The organism is Polaribacter sp. Hel1_85 (assembly GCF_000766795.1).
Taxonomy (GTDB): Bacteria; Bacteroidota; Bacteroidia; order Flavobacteriales; family Flavobacteriaceae; genus Polaribacter.
Genome location: NZ_JPDS01000003.1, coordinates 379,946 through 399,967 on the forward strand (window position 1 = coordinate 379,946; position 20,022 = coordinate 399,967).

Genomic DNA, 20,022 nt, shown 5'->3' on the forward strand with positions numbered 1-20,022 from the left:
TTATGAGTAATACTGTTAAATTACCACATCAAAAAGAACTTTTTGGACATCCAGTAGGATTATATGTTTTATTTTTCACAGAAATGTGGGAACGCTTTTCTTATTATGGAATGAGAGCATTGTTAGTTTTATATTTAACATCAAAAACTACAGATTTAAATCCTGGTGTTGGTTGGTCTCAAGGAGATGCACTTGTTCTTTATGGATGGTATACTGCATTAGTATATATAATGTCTATTCCTGGAGGTATTTTGGCCGATAAATTTCTTGGTCAGAAAAAATCCGTTATTCTTGGAGCAATTCTTTTAGTAATTGGTCATAGTGTTCTAGCCTATGAAGCAATGTGGGCATTTTATACCGGACTTGCATTTATTATTCTTGGTGTTGGATGTTTAAAACCTAATATTTCTACAATGGTAGGTGGTCTTTATAAAAAAGGAGATGTAAGAAGAGATAAAGGGTTTACAATTTTTTATATAGGTATTAATGTTGGTGCTTTCTTATCTGGAATAGTTGTTGGTTATGTTGGAGAAGTTCATGGTTGGCATTATGGTTTTGGTTTAGCAGGAATATTAATGGTTTTAGGTTTAATTCAATTTTTAGCTGGTCAAAAATACCTAGTTCATGTTGGTAATTATTTAGGTAAATCAGATAAAGCTGAAGATCAAGAAGCTTACAAAAGACCACTTAATAAAGTTGAAAAAGATAGAATTATAGTTTTACTAACTTCTTTTTTATTGATAATTGCATTTTTCGCTGCTTTTGAACAAGCTGGTGGATTAATGAATATTTATGCTAGAGAAAAAACAAATAGAATGTTAATGGGTTGGCAAGTGCCAGCTACTTGGTTTCAATCTTTAAACTCATTTTTTATAATAACTTTAGGTGTTGGAATCGCTGCTTTTTGGGCTAAAAGAAAATTAAAAGGGACTGAAGCCTCTTCATTATATAAAATGATTCTTGGTTTAGGTATTACAGGTATTGGGTTTTTATTTATGTCTGCTGCTGCTTCAGAATATGATAGCACAGGAACTTCTGCAATGTATTGGTTAGTTCTAGCTTATTTATTTCATACAGTTGGTGAATTATGTTTATCTCCAGTATCTCTTTCATTTGTTACAAAATTAGCACCTGCAAAATATGCGTCAATAATGATGGGAATCTATTTTGCAACAACCGGTTTAGGAAACAAGTTTGCTGGAATGCTTGGTGAATCTTCTACAGTTTTTGGAGAATATAAAGTTTTTACAGGAATTGCAATTTTCTGTGTAGTATTTGCACTGTTAGTATTTATTTTCTTTAAGAAATTAAAATCACTTACTCATGGAGCAGAAGACAATGAAACCGATTTTAGCACAAAAGAAGCAGAAGGTTTCGAATTAGCAGACAATTAAAAATAACATAAAAAAACCTCATAAATTTTATTTATGAGGTTTTTAGATATATATAATTTAAAACTATTTTATGAATACAGACATAGAAAATCTATTTAAAGACAAGGTAATTGGACATCCATCTGGATTATTTGTATTATTTTTTACAGAAATGTGGGAACGTTTTTCATTTTATGGAATGCGTATTCTTCTGGTATTATTTTTAACAGCTCCTTTAATTGGTGATAACCCTGGTTGGGAATGGCCTAGAGAACAAGCTTTAGCATTAATTGGTACCTATGCTTCCCTTTTATATTTGACCCCAATAGTTGGTGGTTGGGTTGCAGATAAAATTACAGGTTATAAATGGGCAGTTGTTATAGGTTGTTTTATTATGATGTTAGGTCATGCCTCAATGGTATTTGAAACACAATTTTCTTTGTATTTAGGTTTAGCTTTATTAGTAATTGGTACAGGTTTTTTTAAGCCGAATGTTACTTCTATGATTTCTGAAATGTATAAAGGAAAAGAGTCTAAAAAAGATGGAGCTTACACCATATTTTATATGGGAGTTAATGCTGGTGCATTTTTTGGAATGATGCTTTGTGGTTATTTAGCTGAAAACATTGGTTGGTCTTGGGGATTTGGTCTTGCAGGAATTTTTATGTTTTTAGGAATGTTACAATTTTGGTTAGCTAAAGGTTTATTTGGAAGTATTGGAGAAAAACCTTCTAAAATACATGAAGTAGAAATCCCACAAAACATTAATGAAGTTAGCCCAGTTGAAGAAAATCAATCAGAAGGGAAATTAAATCCATTTACAGGTTTAGATAAAATTTTAATTGTGCTTTCCGCTATTGGAGGTGTACTCTATTTATTTAATGATCCTATGTCTAAAATAGGGAATATTAATATTTTAGATTTCAAAATTGGAAGTTTAGATGGCTCTAATGTTACAATACTTACTGCTCTAGTTTTATTCTTATATTTAATAATAACTAGAATTTCAAGATATACAAAAGTAGTTCGAGACAAAATTATTGCTGTTTCTGTTTTCGGAATATTTACAGTATTTTTCTTTGCTGCTTTTGAGCAATCTTTAGGGTCAATGACCATTTTTGCTAGAGATTATACAGGTAGAGCATTATCTGGTTCTTCTGCAATGGTTTTTAAAATTATAGATTTAATTTTAACTGTAGGTCCATTAGCCATTATTACTTGGGTTTTATATTTGTTATTCAAAAAAACATATTCTAAAATACCATTATCTAATATTATTTTAGCACTAGCATTTATTTCACTTTGGGGGATTGTTGTTTGGAAAGTAAATAGAGAATTTAGCAAAGATGCTACAGAAGTAGGTGCTTCTTGGTTTGGTATTTTAAATTCTTTCTTTATTATTACGTTAGCACCATTATTTTCTAAATGGTGGGAAAGTAAATACAACCCAAGTGCAGCCATGAAATATGGTTTAGGTCTTATTCTTTTAGGTTTAGGATTTGGAGTTTTAGTTATGGGAACAATGGGTATTGAGCAAGGAGCAAAAACAGCTTCTGTAAGTATGTTCTTTTTAATATTTGCTTATTTATTTCATACTATGGGAGAACTTTGTATATCTCCAGTAGGCTTATCTTATTTAAGTAAACTTGTACCAGGTAGAATGATTGGTTTTATGTTTGGAATTTGGTATTTAGCAATTGCAATTGGACAAAAAGCAGCTGGAACAATGGGAGGAATGATTGATAAAATTACTGAAGAATACTCCTTAAGTACTTTCTTTTTAATATTCACTTTAGTACCAATAGTTGTTGGATTAATATCAATTGTATTAAATCCTTTGTTAAAAAAATTAATGCACGGAGTTAAATAACAATAAATCCATTCAAATAATTAAACAAAAAGAGCTTTATATAAAGCTCTTTTTGTTTTTTTGTAAATTTGGTGTATAATTTTCGACAGATTTAGCATGAATAAATTTTTATTACTTTTTTCATTTACACTCTTTCATTTAAATTTAAATGCACAAGAAAGTGTAAAATGGTTGTCTTTTGAAAAAGCTATAATCCTCAACAAGAAAAATCCAAAACCTATTTTAATTGATGTTTACACAGATTGGTGTGGCTATTGCAAAAAAATGGATTTAAATACTTATGCTAATAAAACAATTTCAGATTATATTAATGATAATTTTTACGCTGTAAAACTAGATGGTGAAGAAAAAAAAGATATCATTTATAATGGTCATACGTTTAAATTTCAAAAAGAAGGAAGACGTGGTTATCATCAATTGCCTGCCACTTTAATGGATGGTAAATTATCTTATCCAACTACTATTTTCCTCTCTGATAAAGAAGAATTATTAGACAAAATACCAGGTTATTTAGATAAAAAAATTATGGAAAAAATATTGGTTTATTATTCTGATGAAATCTACAATACAAAAAAATGGGAAGAATTTGTCAAAGATTTTAAAAGTAAATTATAAACTTTTTCCTAAATAGTTAAAGCTCTTTTTTATCTGCAAGAATTTAAAAAAACATTCTAAAGAAGTCTACTTTAAATATATTAAATTATCTGTAAATTTGGCATGTCATTTGCAACTTGAATACTATGAAAAAAATAATACTACTTTTAACAATATTAGCTTTTAGCATTCAAGCTGAAGCACAAAAAATAAATTGGCTTTCTTTAAATGAGGCTTTAGAACTTCAAAAAGAAAATCCAAAAAAAATAATGATGGATGTTTATACCAATTGGTGTGGACCTTGTAAAATGTTAGACAAAAATACTTTTCAAAATAAAGATGTTGCAGACTATGTAAATAAGAATTATTATGCTGTAAAATTTAATGGTGAAGGTGATGAGGCTATAAATTATAAAGGAAATTCTTATGCAAATCCTAATTACGATAAAACGAAAGCAAATAAGAGAAATAGTTCTCATGAGTTTGCAAATCACATAGGAATTAACGCATACCCTACAATTGTCTTTATGAGTCAAGAAGGGAATTTAATAATGCCTTTACGAGGATACCAAAGTCCAAATCAATTAGAATTATATTTAAAATTATTTCTAAACGATGAGTATAAACAAATAACTACTCAAGAAAAATTTGAAGCTTATAACAAAGCTTTTAAGCCAGAATTTAAAAATTAACATTATTCATTTTTTATTATATAAGCTCCTTTTTGGCCTGTATAATGAAATGGAATCTGATTTTTTAAACAAATCTTTTCCCAACGAATTACATAACTTTTATAATTAGAACCATCTGCAATAATTTGTGATGGTTTTATTTTTTCTATCAATCTTGATAGATTTATTTTTGGCGAATATTGTAAAACTACAACTGGCTCTATCAAGCCAGAAACATTATAAACACCCAAACTGTCTATTAATAAAATATTTTTATCTGAAAACCTTATATAGTTTTTAAAATCACTTTTTTCAATTTTTGTAATTCCTTCTGCAACTCTAAAAGATTTAATACTGTTTTCTTTTATCAACTTTGAACTATCTAAATCATGTTGTAAAAAAAGTTTTTGCCCTGTTCTTTTTCCGATGATAGAAAATCTACTTTTATGAAAAATAATGATTTCTTCTTTTGATTTACTTTCATCCAATTCTAACCAAAAAATACCTTGAACTAATAGAATAGAAATCAAAAAATAAATTAACTTTTTTGATGACTTTTGAATAAAAAAATAAACACCTAAAAAGATGAAAACATACCAGCATATCATCGCATTAAGTGAAATAGAAATCTCCTTAAGCAAGAATTCTTCTTGATGAGAAATCCAACTTACAAAAGCATTCATCCTAGAAATTATTTTTCCATAGAAATGGGCTATAAATTGTGGTAATATGTTTAAAAGTGATGTAATAATCACCAAAACTCCTCCAACTAAAATAGCACCTAAAAAAGGAATAATAACCAAGTTTGAGGCTAAAAACAATCCTGGAAATTGCTGAAAATAATAAATACTTAAAGGTAAAATACCTATTTGAGCGGCTATAGAAACTGTAAATAATTGCCAAAAGAAATCAACAACTTTTATTTGAGGTTGCCAAATAGCATAAATTTTAGGTTGTGTCCAAAGAATTCCAAAAACAGCTAGGTAACTTAGCTGAAAACCAACATCAAACAAAAACATAGGTTTTATCAACAATAAAAAAAACATGGAAGAAATAAATGAGAATTCTACTACATTTTTTCTTCTAAAAGACATTCCGATTGCTAAAAAAGTAAACATGGTAACTGCTCTTACTACAGATGCAGAAAGACCTGCAACAAAGGCAAACATCCATAATAAAAAAACGATAATGACAGTTTTTAAAAAATTTCCATATTTAATTCTTTCAACAGGTTTAAAAATAAAAGACAAAATCAATAAAATAACACCTACATGCAATCCAGAAACGGCTAAAATATGGATTGCTCCTGCTCTTTGATAATCGGTAATTAATTCTTTAGAAATATCTTGTCTTTGCCCTAATAGCAAGGCATTAATTACTGACAATTCATTATCCTTAAAATTGTATTTCTTTAATGATTCTTGAATTTGAATTCTAAACTTTGCTGACAAACCAAACAAAGTCGTTGTTGTTGAATTTAAACTTAAAAACTGATGCTGTTCAATAAATAATTGATGATGAATTCCTTGTTTTGCTAAATAAGATTTGTAATTAAATTGATGGGGATTTAAAGGTGGAATTAACTCTTTTAAAGCAGGTTTTAAAAGCAGTTTATCATCAACACAAAAACCATTTAATACACTATCATTTTTTACATTTACAAGAACCGTTCCTTTTGTTTTATAATTATCAACTTTAATAACTTTAGCTTCAAATTTTTGATAATAATTTCCAGGTTTTAGAATTTTATGTATTTGCAGAATTACTGTTGAATTATCTTCTAAATAATGTTCATAAAACGATTCATAGTTCCGATCATCATTAATACAAACTGATGAAATCCCAATAAAAAAGAATAAAATAAAAGCAATAAATGTTCTAAGAACTCTATTCTTAAAAATCAAAATAAGAATCGTTAAAACACCTAACAACAAAATTGTTTCTACAAAGTTGAAAGTCCAGAATTGAGTAAAAAATTGGAAACATATTCCAAAAATTCCAAGCACAACAAAGTGCAAGGGCAGATAATTATATAACCTTTTCATAGCAAGTTAAAGTTAATCAAAAAAAATTAACTGCTAATTACAAGATTTTTGTGGCTTTTACGAATGCTTTTTTCCAGTATTTTTCTGATAACGAAGAAACAATAACACCTTTTGATGTAGTTGCATGCACAAAACGAATTTGTCCATTTTTATGAGAAACTACTAAGCCAACATGATTAATACTTCTTCTTCTATTTGAAGTTCTAAAGAATAGTAAATCTCCTTTTTTAACTTTATTTAAAGTGGTTTTTCTTCCCTTTTTAGCCATGTCTCTAGAAACCCTTGGTAAATGAATATTTTCATTTCCAAAAGCAACAAATACAATTCCAGAGCAATCCATTCCACTTCTTGTTGTTCCACCAAATCGATAACGAACTCCTTTATATTTTAAGGCATTAGCCACAATTCTATCAACCTTGGTTGTTGGCTTTTTTTTGTTTTTAACAACTGTTTTAGAAGATGAGCAAGCACTCAACACCAAAGAAAAAACAATCAATAAAAACACTATTTTTTTCAATCTAAATTCTATTTTAAATTACTAACAATTTCTTTCGCTACTTTTTCTGAAGCTCCTTTTCCACCTAATTTAGATTCTAAGTCAAAATATTCTAAAAATAATTTTTCTCGATGATTATCATCTAGAATCTTAGTTAATTCTGCTTTTAAGTTTTTAGTGTTAAAATCATTCTGAATCAACTCTTTCACAACTTCTTTATCCATGATTAAATTCACCAAAGAAATAAATTTTAAAGTAATAATTCTTTTTGCAATTTGATAAGAAATATTGCTTCCTTTATAACAAACAACTTGTGGAACTTTAAACAATGCTGTTTCTAGAGTTGCTGTACCAGAAGCTACCAAAGCAGTATAAGAAACACTTAATAAATCATATGTTTTATTGTTGATAAAACTCACTTTTCTGTTTCCTATAATTTTATTGTAAAAACTTAAATCTTGACTTGGAGCCCCTGCAATTACAAACTGGTACTCAGAAAAATCATCAATTAAAGATAACATTACAGAAAGCATTTTGGTTATTTCTTGCTTTCTACTTCCTGGTAAAAGTGCAATAATTGGCTTATCATTTAAATTATGTTCTTTCTTAAAAATAGATAAATCGACTTGTTTTCTACCTGCAATTCCATCAATTAAAGGATGCCCAACAAAATTAACTTCGCAACCATGTTTTTTGTAAAAATCCTTTTCAAAAGGAAGAATCACAAACATTTTATCAATATCTCTTTTTATATCTTTTACTCTACTCGCTCTACTTGCCCAAACTTGTGGAGAAATGTAATAATTAGTTCTAAAATGGTGTTGTTTTGCCCATTTTGCAACACGTAAATTAAAGCCTGAATTATCAATAAAAATAATAACATCTGGTTTAAATTGGGCAATATCTTTTTTACAAAATTTAATAAAACCTAATACTTTAGATAAGTTCATTAAAACTTCAAAAAAGCCCATAAAAGCTCTTTCTTTATAATGACTTACTAAAGTTCCGCCAACATTTTTCATTAAATCTCCACCCCAAAAACGAATATCTGCATTTGCATCTTCTTTGTACAATGCTTTCATTAAATTTGAGCCATGTAAATCTCCAGAAGCTTCACCAGCAATGATATAATATTTCATAAATTTAATACTTGTCAGGTCGAGCGCAGTCGAGACCTTAATAAACCTCTCGACTGCGCTCGAGGAGATGTTTTAATTCTTTTAAATAAATTTTAAAAATAAAGTTGTTAATGCAATCAAAATGATTGCTAACAATACCCCTTTTGCTCTGTTATCTTGTTTCTTTTTGATAAAAATAAAAAATACAAATAAATTAGGTATTGCTGCCAAAGACAATACTTTTCCGTATAATTTTCCTTCTTTAATTAAATCGATAGTTTCATAAAAACCAAATTTAGAGATGTATTCTAAATACAAGAAAATGCCTCCAAATGTTGCAAATAACGAAACTAAAATCCCTATTAAAATGTTCTTTTTTACAGTTCCCAAGAATTTAATTTTTGAATCATATGATGTGCAGTCATGTCAAACTGAACAGGAACCAAAGAAACATATCCATTTTCTAATGCAAATACATCTGTATCTTGACCTTTATCTTTATTAATAAACTCACCAGAAAGCCAATAATATTCTTTGCCCATTGGGTTTTTACGTTTATCAAAAATCTCTTTCCAATAACCATTTGCTTGTCTACAAACTTTTACTCCTTTAATTTCTTCTTTCTTTAAATTAGGAATATTTACATTTAATATAATGCCTTCTGGAATGCCATTTAATAAAGCATTTAAGGTAATATTTTTAATATATTCTTCTGATGGTTTAAAATCTGCATGCCATTTAAAATCTAATAAAGAAAATCCAATTGCAGGTATTCCTTCAATTCCAGCTTCGATTGCAGCACTCATTGTACCAGAATAGATTACACTTATAGAAGCATTAGACCCATGATTAATACCAGAAACACATAAATCTGGTTTTCTATTTAAAATTTCATTAATCGCCATTTTTACACAATCTGCAGGCGTACCAGAACAAGTATATTCTAATTGCGGACCTTCATCAATAGTAATAGGATTACAAGTTAAAACATTATCAACCGTTATTGCATGTCCCATTCCACTTTGTGGACTATCTGGCGCAACTACAACTACTTCACCAATTTTATTCATTATTCGAATTAAAGCTCTTAAACCTGGAGCTGTAATTCCATCATCATTTGTAATTAAAATTAATGGTTTGTCTTGCATGTTTTAAAATTTTAATACAAATGTAATTGATTTTATACTATTTTCTTTTTAACATTTTGTAAAGAATAAAAATTCTCTTTTTTATGTAATTTTGTAGTAGATTGAGACTGTATTTTAGGTTTATAAGGTTAAACACAAATGGAAATTATTTCTATATATTTTAAAGGAATACATACTTAATAAAAAAATTTGGCATTATTTTAGTAGTTTAGCAAAGCACAACTAGTAATTACAGCATTAAAATCACGACATAAGTTTTATGAAGACGAAATATAAGATTACCACATTTTTATTAGCAGCACTAATATTTGTAACTAGCATTCAAACTCAAGCATCTAATACAGTTAAAAACTCAGATCCAGAGAAAGATAAAATCTTAGTTTATATTCTAAGAAATATTCTTACAAGAAGTCATTTTGTTGTAAAAGATATGAATGATGATTTTTCTGAATATGTTTTTACTGAATTTATTGATGGTTTAGATCCAAATAAAAGGTACTTCACTCAAAAAGATATTAAAGATTTTTCGGAGTTTAAATATGAAATTGATAATCAATTATTAAAAGAAGATGTTTCCTTTTATAATTTGGTTTATGAAAGATTTACCCACAAAATTAAAAATGCAAAATCATATTATGGAGATTTATTAGCACAACCTTTTAACTTTAAGAAAAAAGAAACTATTGATGTAGATTATGAAAAAGTACCCTTTGCAAAAAATGAAAACCAACTTATAAATTACTGGCGTAAACAATTAAAACTAAGCACCTTAATTAGAATTCAAGATAAAATTGAAAAACAAAAAGGGAAAGCAATTAAAGATGAAAATTTTAAAGTTAAGAATTTTAAAGAGTTAGAAAAAGAAGCACGTTTAGAAGTTCTTAAAAACATGGATGATTTATATTTAAGAATTGAAGAATTAGAACATGAGGATTGGTTTTCTACTTTCTTAAATAGTGTTGTTGGTGCTTTTGATCCACATACAACTTATATGGCGCCAAATATAAAAGAGCGTTTTGATCAAGATATGTCTGGTAAATTAGAAGGAATAGGAGCTAGATTACAGAAAAAAGGAATTTATACCCATGTTTTTGAATTAGTTTCTGGAGGTCCTGCATGGAAACAAGGTGAACTAGAAGCTGGTGATATTATTTTAGAAGTTGCACAAGGAAATAAAAAAGCTTTAGATATTGTTGGTATGCGTTTATCTGATGCAATTAAATTTATAAAGGGCAAAAAAGGAACTGAAGTTAAACTTACAGTTAAGAAAAAGTTAGATGGTTCTACTAAAGTGATTTCTATTATTAGAGATGTTGTAGAGTTAGAAGAAACGTTTGTAAAATCTAGTATTGTAGAAAAAAATGGTAAAAAATATGGAATTATAGATTTACCGAAATTCTACATAGATTTTGATGAAAAGAATTATAGAGATTCTGCCAAAGACATGGAGAAAGAAATTGAAAGATTAAAAAGTGAAGGTGTTACTGGTTTAATTGTCGATTTAAGAAATAATGGTGGTGGTTCTTTAAAAACAGCTATAGAAATTAGTGGTTTATTTATTAATGAAGGCCCAATTGTACAAGTAAAATATAGAGGTGAGAATCCTATCATAAAAAAAGATATAGACCCAAAAGTTCAATGGGAAGGAGCTGTTGTTGTTTTAGTGAATGAATTTTCTGCTTCTGCATCAGAAATTTTTGCAGCAGCAATGCAAGATTATAAAAGAGCTGTAATTATTGGTGGAAATCAAACTTATGGTAAAGGAACCGTACAAAGTGTATTACCAATCAATCAGTTTACTAAATATGATAAAAATTTAGGAGCTTTAAAAATGACCATTCAAAAATTTTATAGAATTAATGGTGGCTCAACTCAAATTGAAGGTGTTTATTCAGACATTGCAATACCAAGTAGATATAGTTATATGAAATTTGGTGAAAGAGATGTAAATGGAGCTTTAGTTTGGGATAAAGTGGATCAAGCTGAATATTCTCAAACAAACTCTTATGAAAATTTTTCTGATGTAATTTATAATAGCAAGCAAAGAATTGCTTCTGACTCTAAATTTAAATTGATTAACGAATATGCAAAATGGTTAAAGGAAAATCAAGATGACACTTCTTATTCACTAAACTTTAAAATTTTCGAAAAAGAAAATGTAGCTCATGAAAAAGGAGCTGAAAAATTTAAAACTGTTTTTGATTATAAATCTGATTTAACTTTTAATTCGCCAGATTATGAACTTTCTCTAATTAAGAAAGACACTGCATTAGCTGATAAAAGATTGGCATGGCACAAAAATTTATCTAAAGATGTTTATGTTTTTGAAGCTTTAAATGTGTTAAGTGAATTAAAATTAAGACCAACAAACGTTTTAGTAAAAAATTAAAAAATAATTATTTAATTATAATAAACCTGATAATATAATATTATCAGGTTTTTAAATACCCAAAAAATGAGCTTTACAGTAACATTTCACACAAAATGGTCTGACTTTGACCCAAACAGACACATGCGTCATACAGCATATAATGACTATGCTGCAGAAGTAAGAGTAAGATATTTTAGAGATCAAAACTTCTCTATAGAAGAATTTACAAAACACAATATTGGGCCTATTTTATTTACAGAAGAAACATCCTTTAGAAAAGAAATTCATTTAGGAGAAAACATAACGGTAGATTTTAAACTTTCTGGTTTATCAAAAAACAATGAGCGTTGGAAAATAACACATCAAGTTTTTAATGAAGCAGGAAAATTATCTGCAATCGTAAAAGTTTACGGAGCCTGGATAGATTTAACTAAAAGAAAGCTAACAGTTCCGCCAAAAGAAGCGCAACATCTTTTTGATGATGCTGAAAGAAGTGAAACTTTTGAAGAAATATTATTAACTAGAAGTTAAAAAACAAAAAACCGCCTAAATAATTTAGACGGTTTTTTTATGCTTTGTTAATCCGTAATTTCTACCAGAATAAAGAATATAATACTGCAAGTATAATACACACTGCAATAGAACCAATATTAAATAATGGTGTTGTTTTAAATAATTCTTTTGAAATTTCAATTCCTTTAGGGTCATCTGCACCTTTATTTTGCATATTACTCATTACCATAATTATAACTAAAGTTAAAACTGTGGTTATTCCCATTTGATGCATCCAAGGCTCAAAAACTGGAATAGGAATGAATTTTAGAGCAAATGCAATTGGAATTGATAAAACTGCTCCCCAAATTGCAGCATTGTTTGTAGTTTTCTTCCAAAATAAACCTAATAAGAAAACTGCTAAAATACCAGGACTTACAATTCCTGTATATTCTTGTATAAATTGAAATGCTTGATCAATCCCTCCTAATAAAGGTGCAACAATAACAGCAATTAATAAAGCAACTGCTGCAGAAATTCTCCCCACATTTACTGTAGTTTTATCATCTGCATTTTTGTTGATGTATTGCTTATAAATATCCATAGTAAATATGGTTGACGTAGAATTTAACATAGAAGCCAAAGAAGACACAACTGCTGCTGCTAGTGCAGCAAAAGCAACACCCTTGAGGCCTGTTGGTAAAAACTGTAATAACCAAGGATATGCTTTATCCGCTTGTTCTGCAGAAGGCATGTTTAACATACCTGCTTCTCCTAAATTAGCCATAATAGAAGGGTCATTTACCATTACATAAGCTGCAATTCCAGGAATTACAACTATTAAAGGAATAATTAATTTTAAAAATGCAGCTAATAAAATCCCTTTTTGAGATTCTTTTAAAGATTTAGCTGCTAAAGTTCTTTGAATAATATATTGGTTGAAACCCCAATAATATAAGTTTGCAACCCATAAACCACCTACTAATACCCAAATACCAGGTAAGTTTACATAATTATCATTAGATTCTTCTAATATCATATGAAACTTTTCTGGAGCAGCTTCTAACACTTTAGAAAAACCAGCTAAAACTCCTTCTCCTCCAGAAACAGTATTTAAAGCTAAATAAGTAGTTACTAAACCCCCTAACACTAAAAACACAACCTGTATTACATCTGTCCAAGCAACGGCAGACAAACCTCCATATAATGAATATGCTGCTGCAAATAAAGCCAAACCAATGATTGCATACATCATATCTACTCCCATAATAGTCTCTATTGCTAATCCTCCTAAATATAACACAGAAGCAAGATTTACAAAAATGTATAAGGCTAACCAAAATACAGCTAAAATTGTTTTTAGATTTGTTGAAAAACGTTTTTCAACAAACTCAGGAATTGTATACAATCCTTTTTCAATAAAAATTGGTAAAAAATATTTACCAACTATAATTAAAGTTAAAGCCGCCATCCACTCATAAGAAGCAATTGCTATCCCTAAAGCAAAACCAGAACCAGACATTCCTATAAACTGTTCTGCAGAAATATTTGCTGCAATTAAAGAAGTACCAATAGCCCACCATGGTAAAGATTTACTTGCTAAAAAGTAATCTTCTGCATTCTTTTGATGTCCTTTTTTATCACGGGAAACCCATAATCCTACACCTAAAATTAAAATGGCATAAGCGATGAAGACAACATAGTCCCACATTTCAAATCCTGCTGTCATAATTGTTATTTTTTATTAAGTTAATTTTATAATGTTCAAATATATATATATTATTTTAAGAATAATAAAAAAAAACGCTCTTTTTTACAACTAGTAGGTACTAGTGGGTTTTTGTAATATAATTTGTATATTTGTAAACTATATGATTCAAGTTAAAAATAAAATAGGAGTTCCTAAATACAAACAAATCATCCACAATATTGAGGATGCAATAAATAATGGAAAACTAAAAAAAGGAGACAAACTACCTTCTGTTAATGAAATTAAAAAACTCAATAAACTTTCTAGAGATACGGTTTTAATGGCTTTTAACGAATTAAAAAATAGAGGAATCATTCAATCTGTAGTTGGTAAAGGATATTATGTTTCTAGTGAAAATATAAATGTACAGCAAAAAATATTTTTGCTTTTTGATGAATTAAATTCCTTTAAAGAAGATTTGTATAATTCGTTTTTAGAAAATTTAGAAGAACATATTCAAGTTGATATTTTCTTTCATCATTTTAATGAAACTATTTTTCAAAAACTGATTCAGGATAATGCAGGTGATTATAATTCTTATGTAATTATGCCAGCAAATTTTAAAAACACTAGCCAAACTATTCAAATTTTACCAAAAGACAAAGTGTATATTTTAGATCAAATTCATGAAGATTTGGAAAACTACTCATCTATCTATCAAAATTTCGAAAAAGCTATTTATACCAATTTAAATACGATTTCAGATTCAATAAAAAAATACCATAAACTTAATTTTATAGCTTTAAATCATAATCAACCTAAAAGTTTAATAAAAGGTTTTGTTCAATTCTGTGAAGAAAAAGAAATCCCTTTTGAAATAGTCGAAAAAACATCAGAACAACCTTTAATAAAAGGAGAATTATTTATAATTCCAGATGATAAAAGCTTACTAAGAATTATCAAAAAAATGAAAAGACAAAGCTTTGTTTTAGGTAAAGATATTGGTGTAATTTCTTATAATGACACTTTATTAAAAGAAATTGTTGAAGGTGGTATTACAACCATAACTACAGATTTTAATGAAATGGGAAAAAACTTGGCTCAAATGATTTTGAATAAAGAACAAGAAAAAATAGAAAACCCAAACAAACTTATTATTAGAAACTCAATATAAAAAACTGTGTATACAATAAACCACAACTTAGAGGCAAATATATTAGAAGTAAAAAATTCTGATAATACTGTTTTTGGAAAAATCTTCTTAAACCAAGGTGCTAGTTTACAAGAATTAACCTTAAATAAAAAAGCAATTATTCAAGATTTAAATCCATTAACCTATGATTCTACTTTTGCTTCTTCAATTCTATTCCCTTTTGCTAATAGAATTAAAGACGGAATTTATTCTTTTAATAATGAAGAGTTTATACTAGAAAAAAATCAAGAAGAAGAACAAAATGCACTTCATGGTTTTGTTTATAATAAAACGTTTAAAATTTTATCAAAAAACACTTCAGAAACAAAAGTAAGCATCACTTTAGAATATATTGAAAATGTAAAAACAAAAGGATTTCCTTATAAATACTCAATTTTAGTAACCTATGTTTTTAGTGATGACGCTTTAAGCTTAAAAGTTGATGTTAAAAATACTGATGACAAAAATTTCCCTTTTACTTTAGGATGGCATCCTTATTTTATTAGTGATAGTTTATCTGAAAGTATTTTAAATTTCGATTGTAAAGAAAAGCTAATTATTGGAAAAAGAAATATTACAACAGGTACAGAAAATATTCAATCTAAAATATCATTAGATATTAAAGACAAACAATTAGATGATTGTTGGGCTTTAAATTCTGATAAAGTTCAGTTTAAAACTCCAAAATATCAATTAAATTTTTCTTCTTCTGTAAAAGAGAACTTTTTACAAGCTTACACTCCACCAAGATTAAATACAATAGCTATCGAACCTACAACTGGAGTTTCTGATAGCTTTAATAATAAAATAGGCCTACAAACTTTACTACCAGGCAAAGAATTCTCTATTACTTGGAAAATAAAAATTAATAATATTTAACGAAACTAAAATGAGTGCAACACTAATTAAGGATGTTAAAGATACATTCATCAAGAAATTTAAAACAGAACCTTTATTAATTTTTTCTCCTGGAAGAATAAATATTATTGGAGAACACACAGATTATAATGATGGTTTTGTATTTCCTGCTGCAGTAAACAAAGGAATTGCAGCAGCTGTTCAAAAAAGTGATTCTGGTAACTCTACAGCCATTGCTTTAGATTTAGACAGTACAATAGAATTTGAATTAGACAAATTAAAACCTTCTAAAGAAGGAAGTTGGGAAAATTATGTTTTTGGTGTTGTTGCAGAAATTCAAAATAGAAATAAAATTGTTGGAGATTTCAATATTATTTTTAAAGGAAATATTCCTGGAGGAGCAGGTATGTCATCTTCTGCAGCTTTAGAAAATTCTGTTGTTTTTGGTTTAAATGAATTGTTTGATTTAGAACTAACAAAACATGAAATGATTTTAATATCACAAAAAGCAGAACATAATTATGTTGGTGTTAATTGTGGAATTATGGATCAATATGCAAGCATGTTTGGAATTAAAGACAATGCTTTGCATTTAGACTGTAGAACTGTAGCATCTAAACCATATAAAATAGATTTTAAAGATCATCAATTAATGTTAATTAATACCAATGTAAAACACAGTTTGACTGACAGTGCATATAATGATAGACGCTCTGCTTGCGAAAGTATTTCAGAATTATTAGGAATTAAAGCATTAAGAGATGCAACTGAGGCAGATTTAGAAACTGTAATAGACAAGGTTACGCCTACTAACTATCAAAAAGCCTTATATGTTATTCAAGAAAATGCTAGAACTATTAAAGCTGCTAAAGCTATTGAAGAAAATGATTTAGAATTATTAGGATCTTTAATTTATCAATCTCACGCAGGTTTATCAGATCAATACAAAGTAAGTTGTGATGAATTAGATTTTCTTGTTGCACAAGCAAAAAAAAACAAATATGTTTTAGGTGCAAGAATGATGGGTGGAGGTTTTGGTGGATGCACCATTAACTTAATTGCAAAAACGGAAGCAAAATCTTTTGCTGAAACTGCTTCTAAAGCTTACAAAAATAAATTTAACAATGAATGTTCAGTGTATTTTATTGAACTTTCTGAAGGAACACATATCGTAAAATAATTTACTTAGAAACAAAAAAATGAGCAATACAAACTTACAAGATTATTCGCACAAGCGTTTTAATATTCTTACAGGAGAATGGGTTTTAGTTTCTCCACACAGAGCAAAAAGACCTTGGCAAGGACAAAATGAAGAAGTAAATAACGAGAAAAGACCTACACATGATCCTTCTTGTTATTTATGTGCTGGTAACACAAGAATTAATGGTGAAGTAAATCCTGATTATAAAGATGTTTTTGTTTTTACAAACGATTTTGCTGCTTTACAAAACGATTCGCCAACATTTAATGTAAATGACGGGCTTTTAAAAGCGCAAAGTGAAACAGGTATTTGTAAAGTAATTTGTTTTAGCCCAGACCATTCAAAAAGTTTGGCAGATATGTCTGTTTCAGAAATTCAAAAAGTAGTTTTTGCTTGGCAAAAAGAATATACAGAATTATCTGAAAATCCTAAAATCAATTATGTTCAGATTTTTGAAAATAAAGGGTCAGTAATGGGTTGCAGTAATCCACATCCTCATGGACAAATCTGGAGTCAATCTTCTTTACCAAACGAAGTCGCTAAGAAAAACATGCAACAATTAAACTACTTCAACAAAAATAACAGTAGTTTATTAGGAGATTATTTAACACAAGAATTAGAAAAACAAGAACGTATAATTTTTGAAAATGATGGTTTTGTTGTTTTAGTTCCTTTTTGGGCAATTTGGCCATTTGAAGCTATGATTATTCCCAAAAGACATTTGTCTAATATTTTAGATATGACTGAAGAAGAAACTTTACAATACTCTGAAGCAATTGCAGTTTTAACAAAGGCATATGATAAAATTTTTAATACTTCTTTCCCATATTCTAGTGGAATTCATCAAGCTCCAACAGATGGTAATGAAAATAAACACTGGCATTGGCACATGAGTTTTTATCCACCATTATTAAGAAGTGCTTCTGTTAAGAAATTTATGGTTGGTTATGAAATGTTTGGTACTCCACAAAGAGATATTACTGCAGAACAAGCTGTAAAAATGATAAAAGACTGTTTGTAATCTTAACAAACTTCTTTGACCCCTGAAAAATATTACAGGCATAAATATAAAAAGGTAGTAATTTAAAATTACTACCTTTTTATATTTATATTATTTTCTTTTTAAGATTTTTGTATTTAGTTCACAAAAATTAGACAACTGCCGTATAAGGTTATTTTCTGTTTTTAAAGATTAATCAACATTTAAAAAAGTTTCTTGACTAAAAGTAAAAACATCAGAAGGTGTTCTTGCTTCTTGAAAAAGAGATTCAATTTGTTTGACAACTTTAGGAAACTGTGCTGCAACATTATTTTCCTCACCAATATCATTTGAAAGGTTATAAAGTTGCATTGGCTTATTTGGTGTTTTTAAAACATTGTATTTTACTGCTTTCCAAGCACCCATTCTAATAGCCTGTCTACCTCCTTTTTCATGAAACTCCCAATATAAATAAGCATGTTTTTTTTGATTTTTATCATCCCCTAATAGTTCTGGTAAAAATGATATACCATCAATATTGTCAGGAACTTCAACACCTGAAATACTTGCAAAAGTTGGAAAAACATCCCAAAAAGCAGAAATATGATTTGATTTGCTTCCAGCTTTTATTTTTCCTGGCCATTTTGCAATCATAGGTACTCTAATACCACCTTCATACAAATCTCTTTTAGTTCCTCTTAAATTTCCATTACTATTAAAGTATTTAGGATCTGCACCACCTTCTTTATGTGGTCCATTGTCTGAAGTGAAAATAATTATAGTGTTATCCGCTATTCCAAGTTCAGTTACTTTAGCCATAATTTCCCCAACCTGTTGATCTAATAAATCTATCATAGCAGCAAATGCAGCATGAGATTCATTTTGAGATGCATAAGATCCTTTTCTATATTTAGGGCCATCATCAACACCTATAAATTTTTTCTCTGGCAAAAATTTATTTCTATATTTTGTCATTAATTCTTCCGGAGCTGCAAGTTCTGCATGAGGAATAATTGACGCAACGTATGCGAAAAATGGTTTTGATTTGTTTTTTTCAATAAATTGTAACGTTTTATCATGAATTAAACTTGGGGCATATTCTTTTTTTGATAACCCAGAATTTCCATTTAAAACAATAGAATCTTTATTAGACCATAAATGATCAGGATAATAATGGTGTCCTAAACGTTGACAGTTATAACCGTAGAACTCATCAAAACCTTGACTTATTGGATCACCTTCAGACCCAGGAAAACCAAGCCCCCATTTACCAAAAGCTCCAGTTGTATAACCCGCTTTTTTCAATACTTCTGCTAATGTATACGTATCATCTGGAATAGGATATTGACCTTCTGGTTGAATTTCTTTATTACCTCTAACTACAGTGTGCCCTGTATGCATCCCTGTAAGCAACGCTGACCTTGAAGGCGCACAAACAGTGCTCCCCGAATAATATTGAGAAAACAACATACCCTGTGTAGCAAGCCTATCTATATTAGGTGTTTTAAATTTTTCTTGTCCATAACAACTTAGATCTCCATAACCTAGATCATCTGCAAGAATATATATAATATTTGGCTGTTGCTTTTTAACCAAACCTTGACTTATTGCTGTAGAGCTACTCTTCTTTTTTTTACTTAAAAAATTACACGAGACAAAGAGTATAGCTGAAGCTATAAGTATTATAGGTAAAGAAAATTTAAACATTTAAATTAATTTTTATAATAATAATTGAGAAAAAACTCAATCTATATTTAATTGATTAAAAATTGAAATAATATAATTATTATGAAATTGATATTGACAAAACTTATTTCTAGAATAACAAATTTTATTAAATTTGCTTACCTACTTATTGCTTTTTTCGATATCATTGCCTCATGTAATCATGTTATGTAACTTATTACATCAAAACTACAAACAT

Annotated in this window: 17 protein-coding genes; 10 read left to right on the top strand and 7 right to left on the bottom strand. The window is 28.5% G+C overall.

Translation table 11 applies throughout. The features are described 5' to 3' along the window. The first annotated feature begins 2 nt into the window (after positions 1–2). From PHEL85_RS15405 to PHEL85_RS15420, 4 genes are all read left to right on the top strand, one after another. Positions 3–1,394: a peptide MFS transporter gene (locus PHEL85_RS15405; protein ID WP_036827228.1), complete on the top strand. Its 1,392-nt coding sequence runs from the start codon at positions 3–5 to the stop codon at positions 1,392–1,394. A gap of 70 nt (positions 1,395–1,464) precedes the next feature. Continuing rightward, a complete protein-coding gene (locus tag PHEL85_RS15410) occupies positions 1,465–3,243 on the top strand; it encodes a peptide MFS transporter (protein WP_036827229.1) in 1,779 nt (592 codons plus the stop codon). Between the two features lie 96 nt (positions 3,244–3,339). Further along, entirely contained in the window at positions 3,340–3,858 is a 519-nt protein-coding gene (locus PHEL85_RS15415) for a thioredoxin family protein (RefSeq protein ID WP_036827232.1), read from the top strand. A gap of 125 nt (positions 3,859–3,983) precedes the next feature. After that, a complete protein-coding gene (locus tag PHEL85_RS15420; protein ID WP_036827235.1) occupies positions 3,984–4,529 on the top strand; it encodes a thioredoxin family protein in 546 nt (181 codons plus the stop codon). A 2-nt stretch (positions 4,530–4,531) separates the two neighbouring features. Here PHEL85_RS15420 and PHEL85_RS15425 read toward each other — a convergent pair whose 3' ends face one another. From PHEL85_RS15425 to surE, 5 genes are all read right to left on the bottom strand, one after another. Beyond that, positions 4,532–6,553 carry a ComEC/Rec2 family competence protein gene (locus PHEL85_RS15425; protein ID WP_036827238.1) on the bottom strand — a complete coding sequence of 674 codons (2,022 nt, stop codon included), beginning with the start codon at positions 6,551–6,553 and terminating at the stop codon, positions 4,532–4,534. 37 nt (positions 6,554–6,590) lie between these two features. Further along, positions 6,591–7,070: a C40 family peptidase gene (locus tag PHEL85_RS15430; RefSeq protein ID WP_036827239.1), complete on the bottom strand. Its 480-nt coding sequence runs from the start codon at positions 7,068–7,070 to the stop codon at positions 6,591–6,593. A gap of 8 nt (positions 7,071–7,078) precedes the next feature. Next, positions 7,079–8,188 carry a lipid-A-disaccharide synthase gene (gene lpxB / locus PHEL85_RS15435; protein ID WP_036827241.1) on the bottom strand — a complete coding sequence of 370 codons (1,110 nt, stop codon included), beginning with the start codon at positions 8,186–8,188 and terminating at the stop codon, positions 7,079–7,081. Positions 8,189–8,269: 81 nt separating this feature from the next. After that, positions 8,270–8,557, bottom strand: a complete 288-nt coding sequence (locus tag PHEL85_RS15440; protein WP_036827246.1) for a hypothetical protein — start codon at positions 8,555–8,557, stop codon at positions 8,270–8,272. After that, the gene (gene surE / locus PHEL85_RS15445) at positions 8,545–9,315 is read right to left on the bottom strand and encodes a 5'/3'-nucleotidase SurE (RefSeq protein ID WP_036827248.1); all 771 of its coding nucleotides are present in this window, start codon (positions 9,313–9,315) and stop codon (positions 8,545–8,547) included. Before surE ends, PHEL85_RS15440 begins: the two co-directional genes overlap by 13 nt. 259 nt (positions 9,316–9,574) lie before the next feature. Here surE and PHEL85_RS15450 point away from each other — a divergent pair, with 259 nt between their 5' ends. Together PHEL85_RS15450 and PHEL85_RS15455 are read left to right on the top strand one after the other, a co-directional pair. After that, positions 9,575–11,704, top strand: coding sequence for a carboxy terminal-processing peptidase (locus PHEL85_RS15450; RefSeq protein WP_036827250.1), 2,130 nt, complete (start codon positions 9,575–9,577; stop codon positions 11,702–11,704). 66 nt (positions 11,705–11,770) lie between these two features. Continuing rightward, positions 11,771–12,217, top strand: a complete 447-nt coding sequence (locus PHEL85_RS15455; RefSeq protein WP_036827253.1) for an acyl-CoA thioesterase — start codon at positions 11,771–11,773, stop codon at positions 12,215–12,217. A 61-nt stretch (positions 12,218–12,278) separates the two neighbouring features. On the opposite strand, the gene PHEL85_RS15460 is transcribed toward PHEL85_RS15455, so the two are convergent. Next, positions 12,279–13,907 carry a sodium/sugar symporter gene (locus tag PHEL85_RS15460; RefSeq protein WP_036827255.1) on the bottom strand — a complete coding sequence of 543 codons (1,629 nt, stop codon included), beginning with the start codon at positions 13,905–13,907 and terminating at the stop codon, positions 12,279–12,281. A gap of 142 nt (positions 13,908–14,049) precedes the next feature. Here PHEL85_RS15460 and PHEL85_RS15465 point away from each other — a divergent pair, with 142 nt between their 5' ends. Genes PHEL85_RS15465 through PHEL85_RS15480 form a run of 4 tightly spaced genes read left to right on the top strand, consistent with a single transcriptional unit; the run spans position 14,050 to position 18,140 of the window. Continuing rightward, positions 14,050–15,042: a GntR family transcriptional regulator gene (locus PHEL85_RS15465; protein ID WP_036827258.1), complete on the top strand. Its 993-nt coding sequence runs from the start codon at positions 14,050–14,052 to the stop codon at positions 15,040–15,042. A 6-nt stretch (positions 15,043–15,048) separates the two neighbouring features. Continuing rightward, on the top strand, positions 15,049–15,939 hold the full coding sequence (locus tag PHEL85_RS15470) for an aldose 1-epimerase (protein WP_036827260.1): 891 nt from the start codon (positions 15,049–15,051) through the stop codon (positions 15,937–15,939). A gap of 10 nt (positions 15,940–15,949) precedes the next feature. Next, complete coding sequence (gene galK / locus PHEL85_RS15475) at positions 15,950–17,098, top strand: galactokinase (protein ID WP_036827262.1); 1,149 nt, start codon at positions 15,950–15,952, stop codon at positions 17,096–17,098. Between the two features lie 19 nt (positions 17,099–17,117). Further along, positions 17,118–18,140 (top strand): UDP-glucose--hexose-1-phosphate uridylyltransferase, encoded by a 1,023-nt coding sequence (locus PHEL85_RS15480; RefSeq protein ID WP_036827265.1) that lies wholly within the window; start codon positions 17,118–17,120, stop codon positions 18,138–18,140. A gap of 171 nt (positions 18,141–18,311) precedes the next feature. On the opposite strand, the gene PHEL85_RS15485 is transcribed toward PHEL85_RS15480, so the two are convergent. Beyond that, positions 18,312–19,805 (bottom strand): arylsulfatase, encoded by a 1,494-nt coding sequence (locus PHEL85_RS15485; protein WP_036827268.1) that lies wholly within the window; start codon positions 19,803–19,805, stop codon positions 18,312–18,314. Positions 19,806–20,022 lie beyond the last annotated feature (217 nt).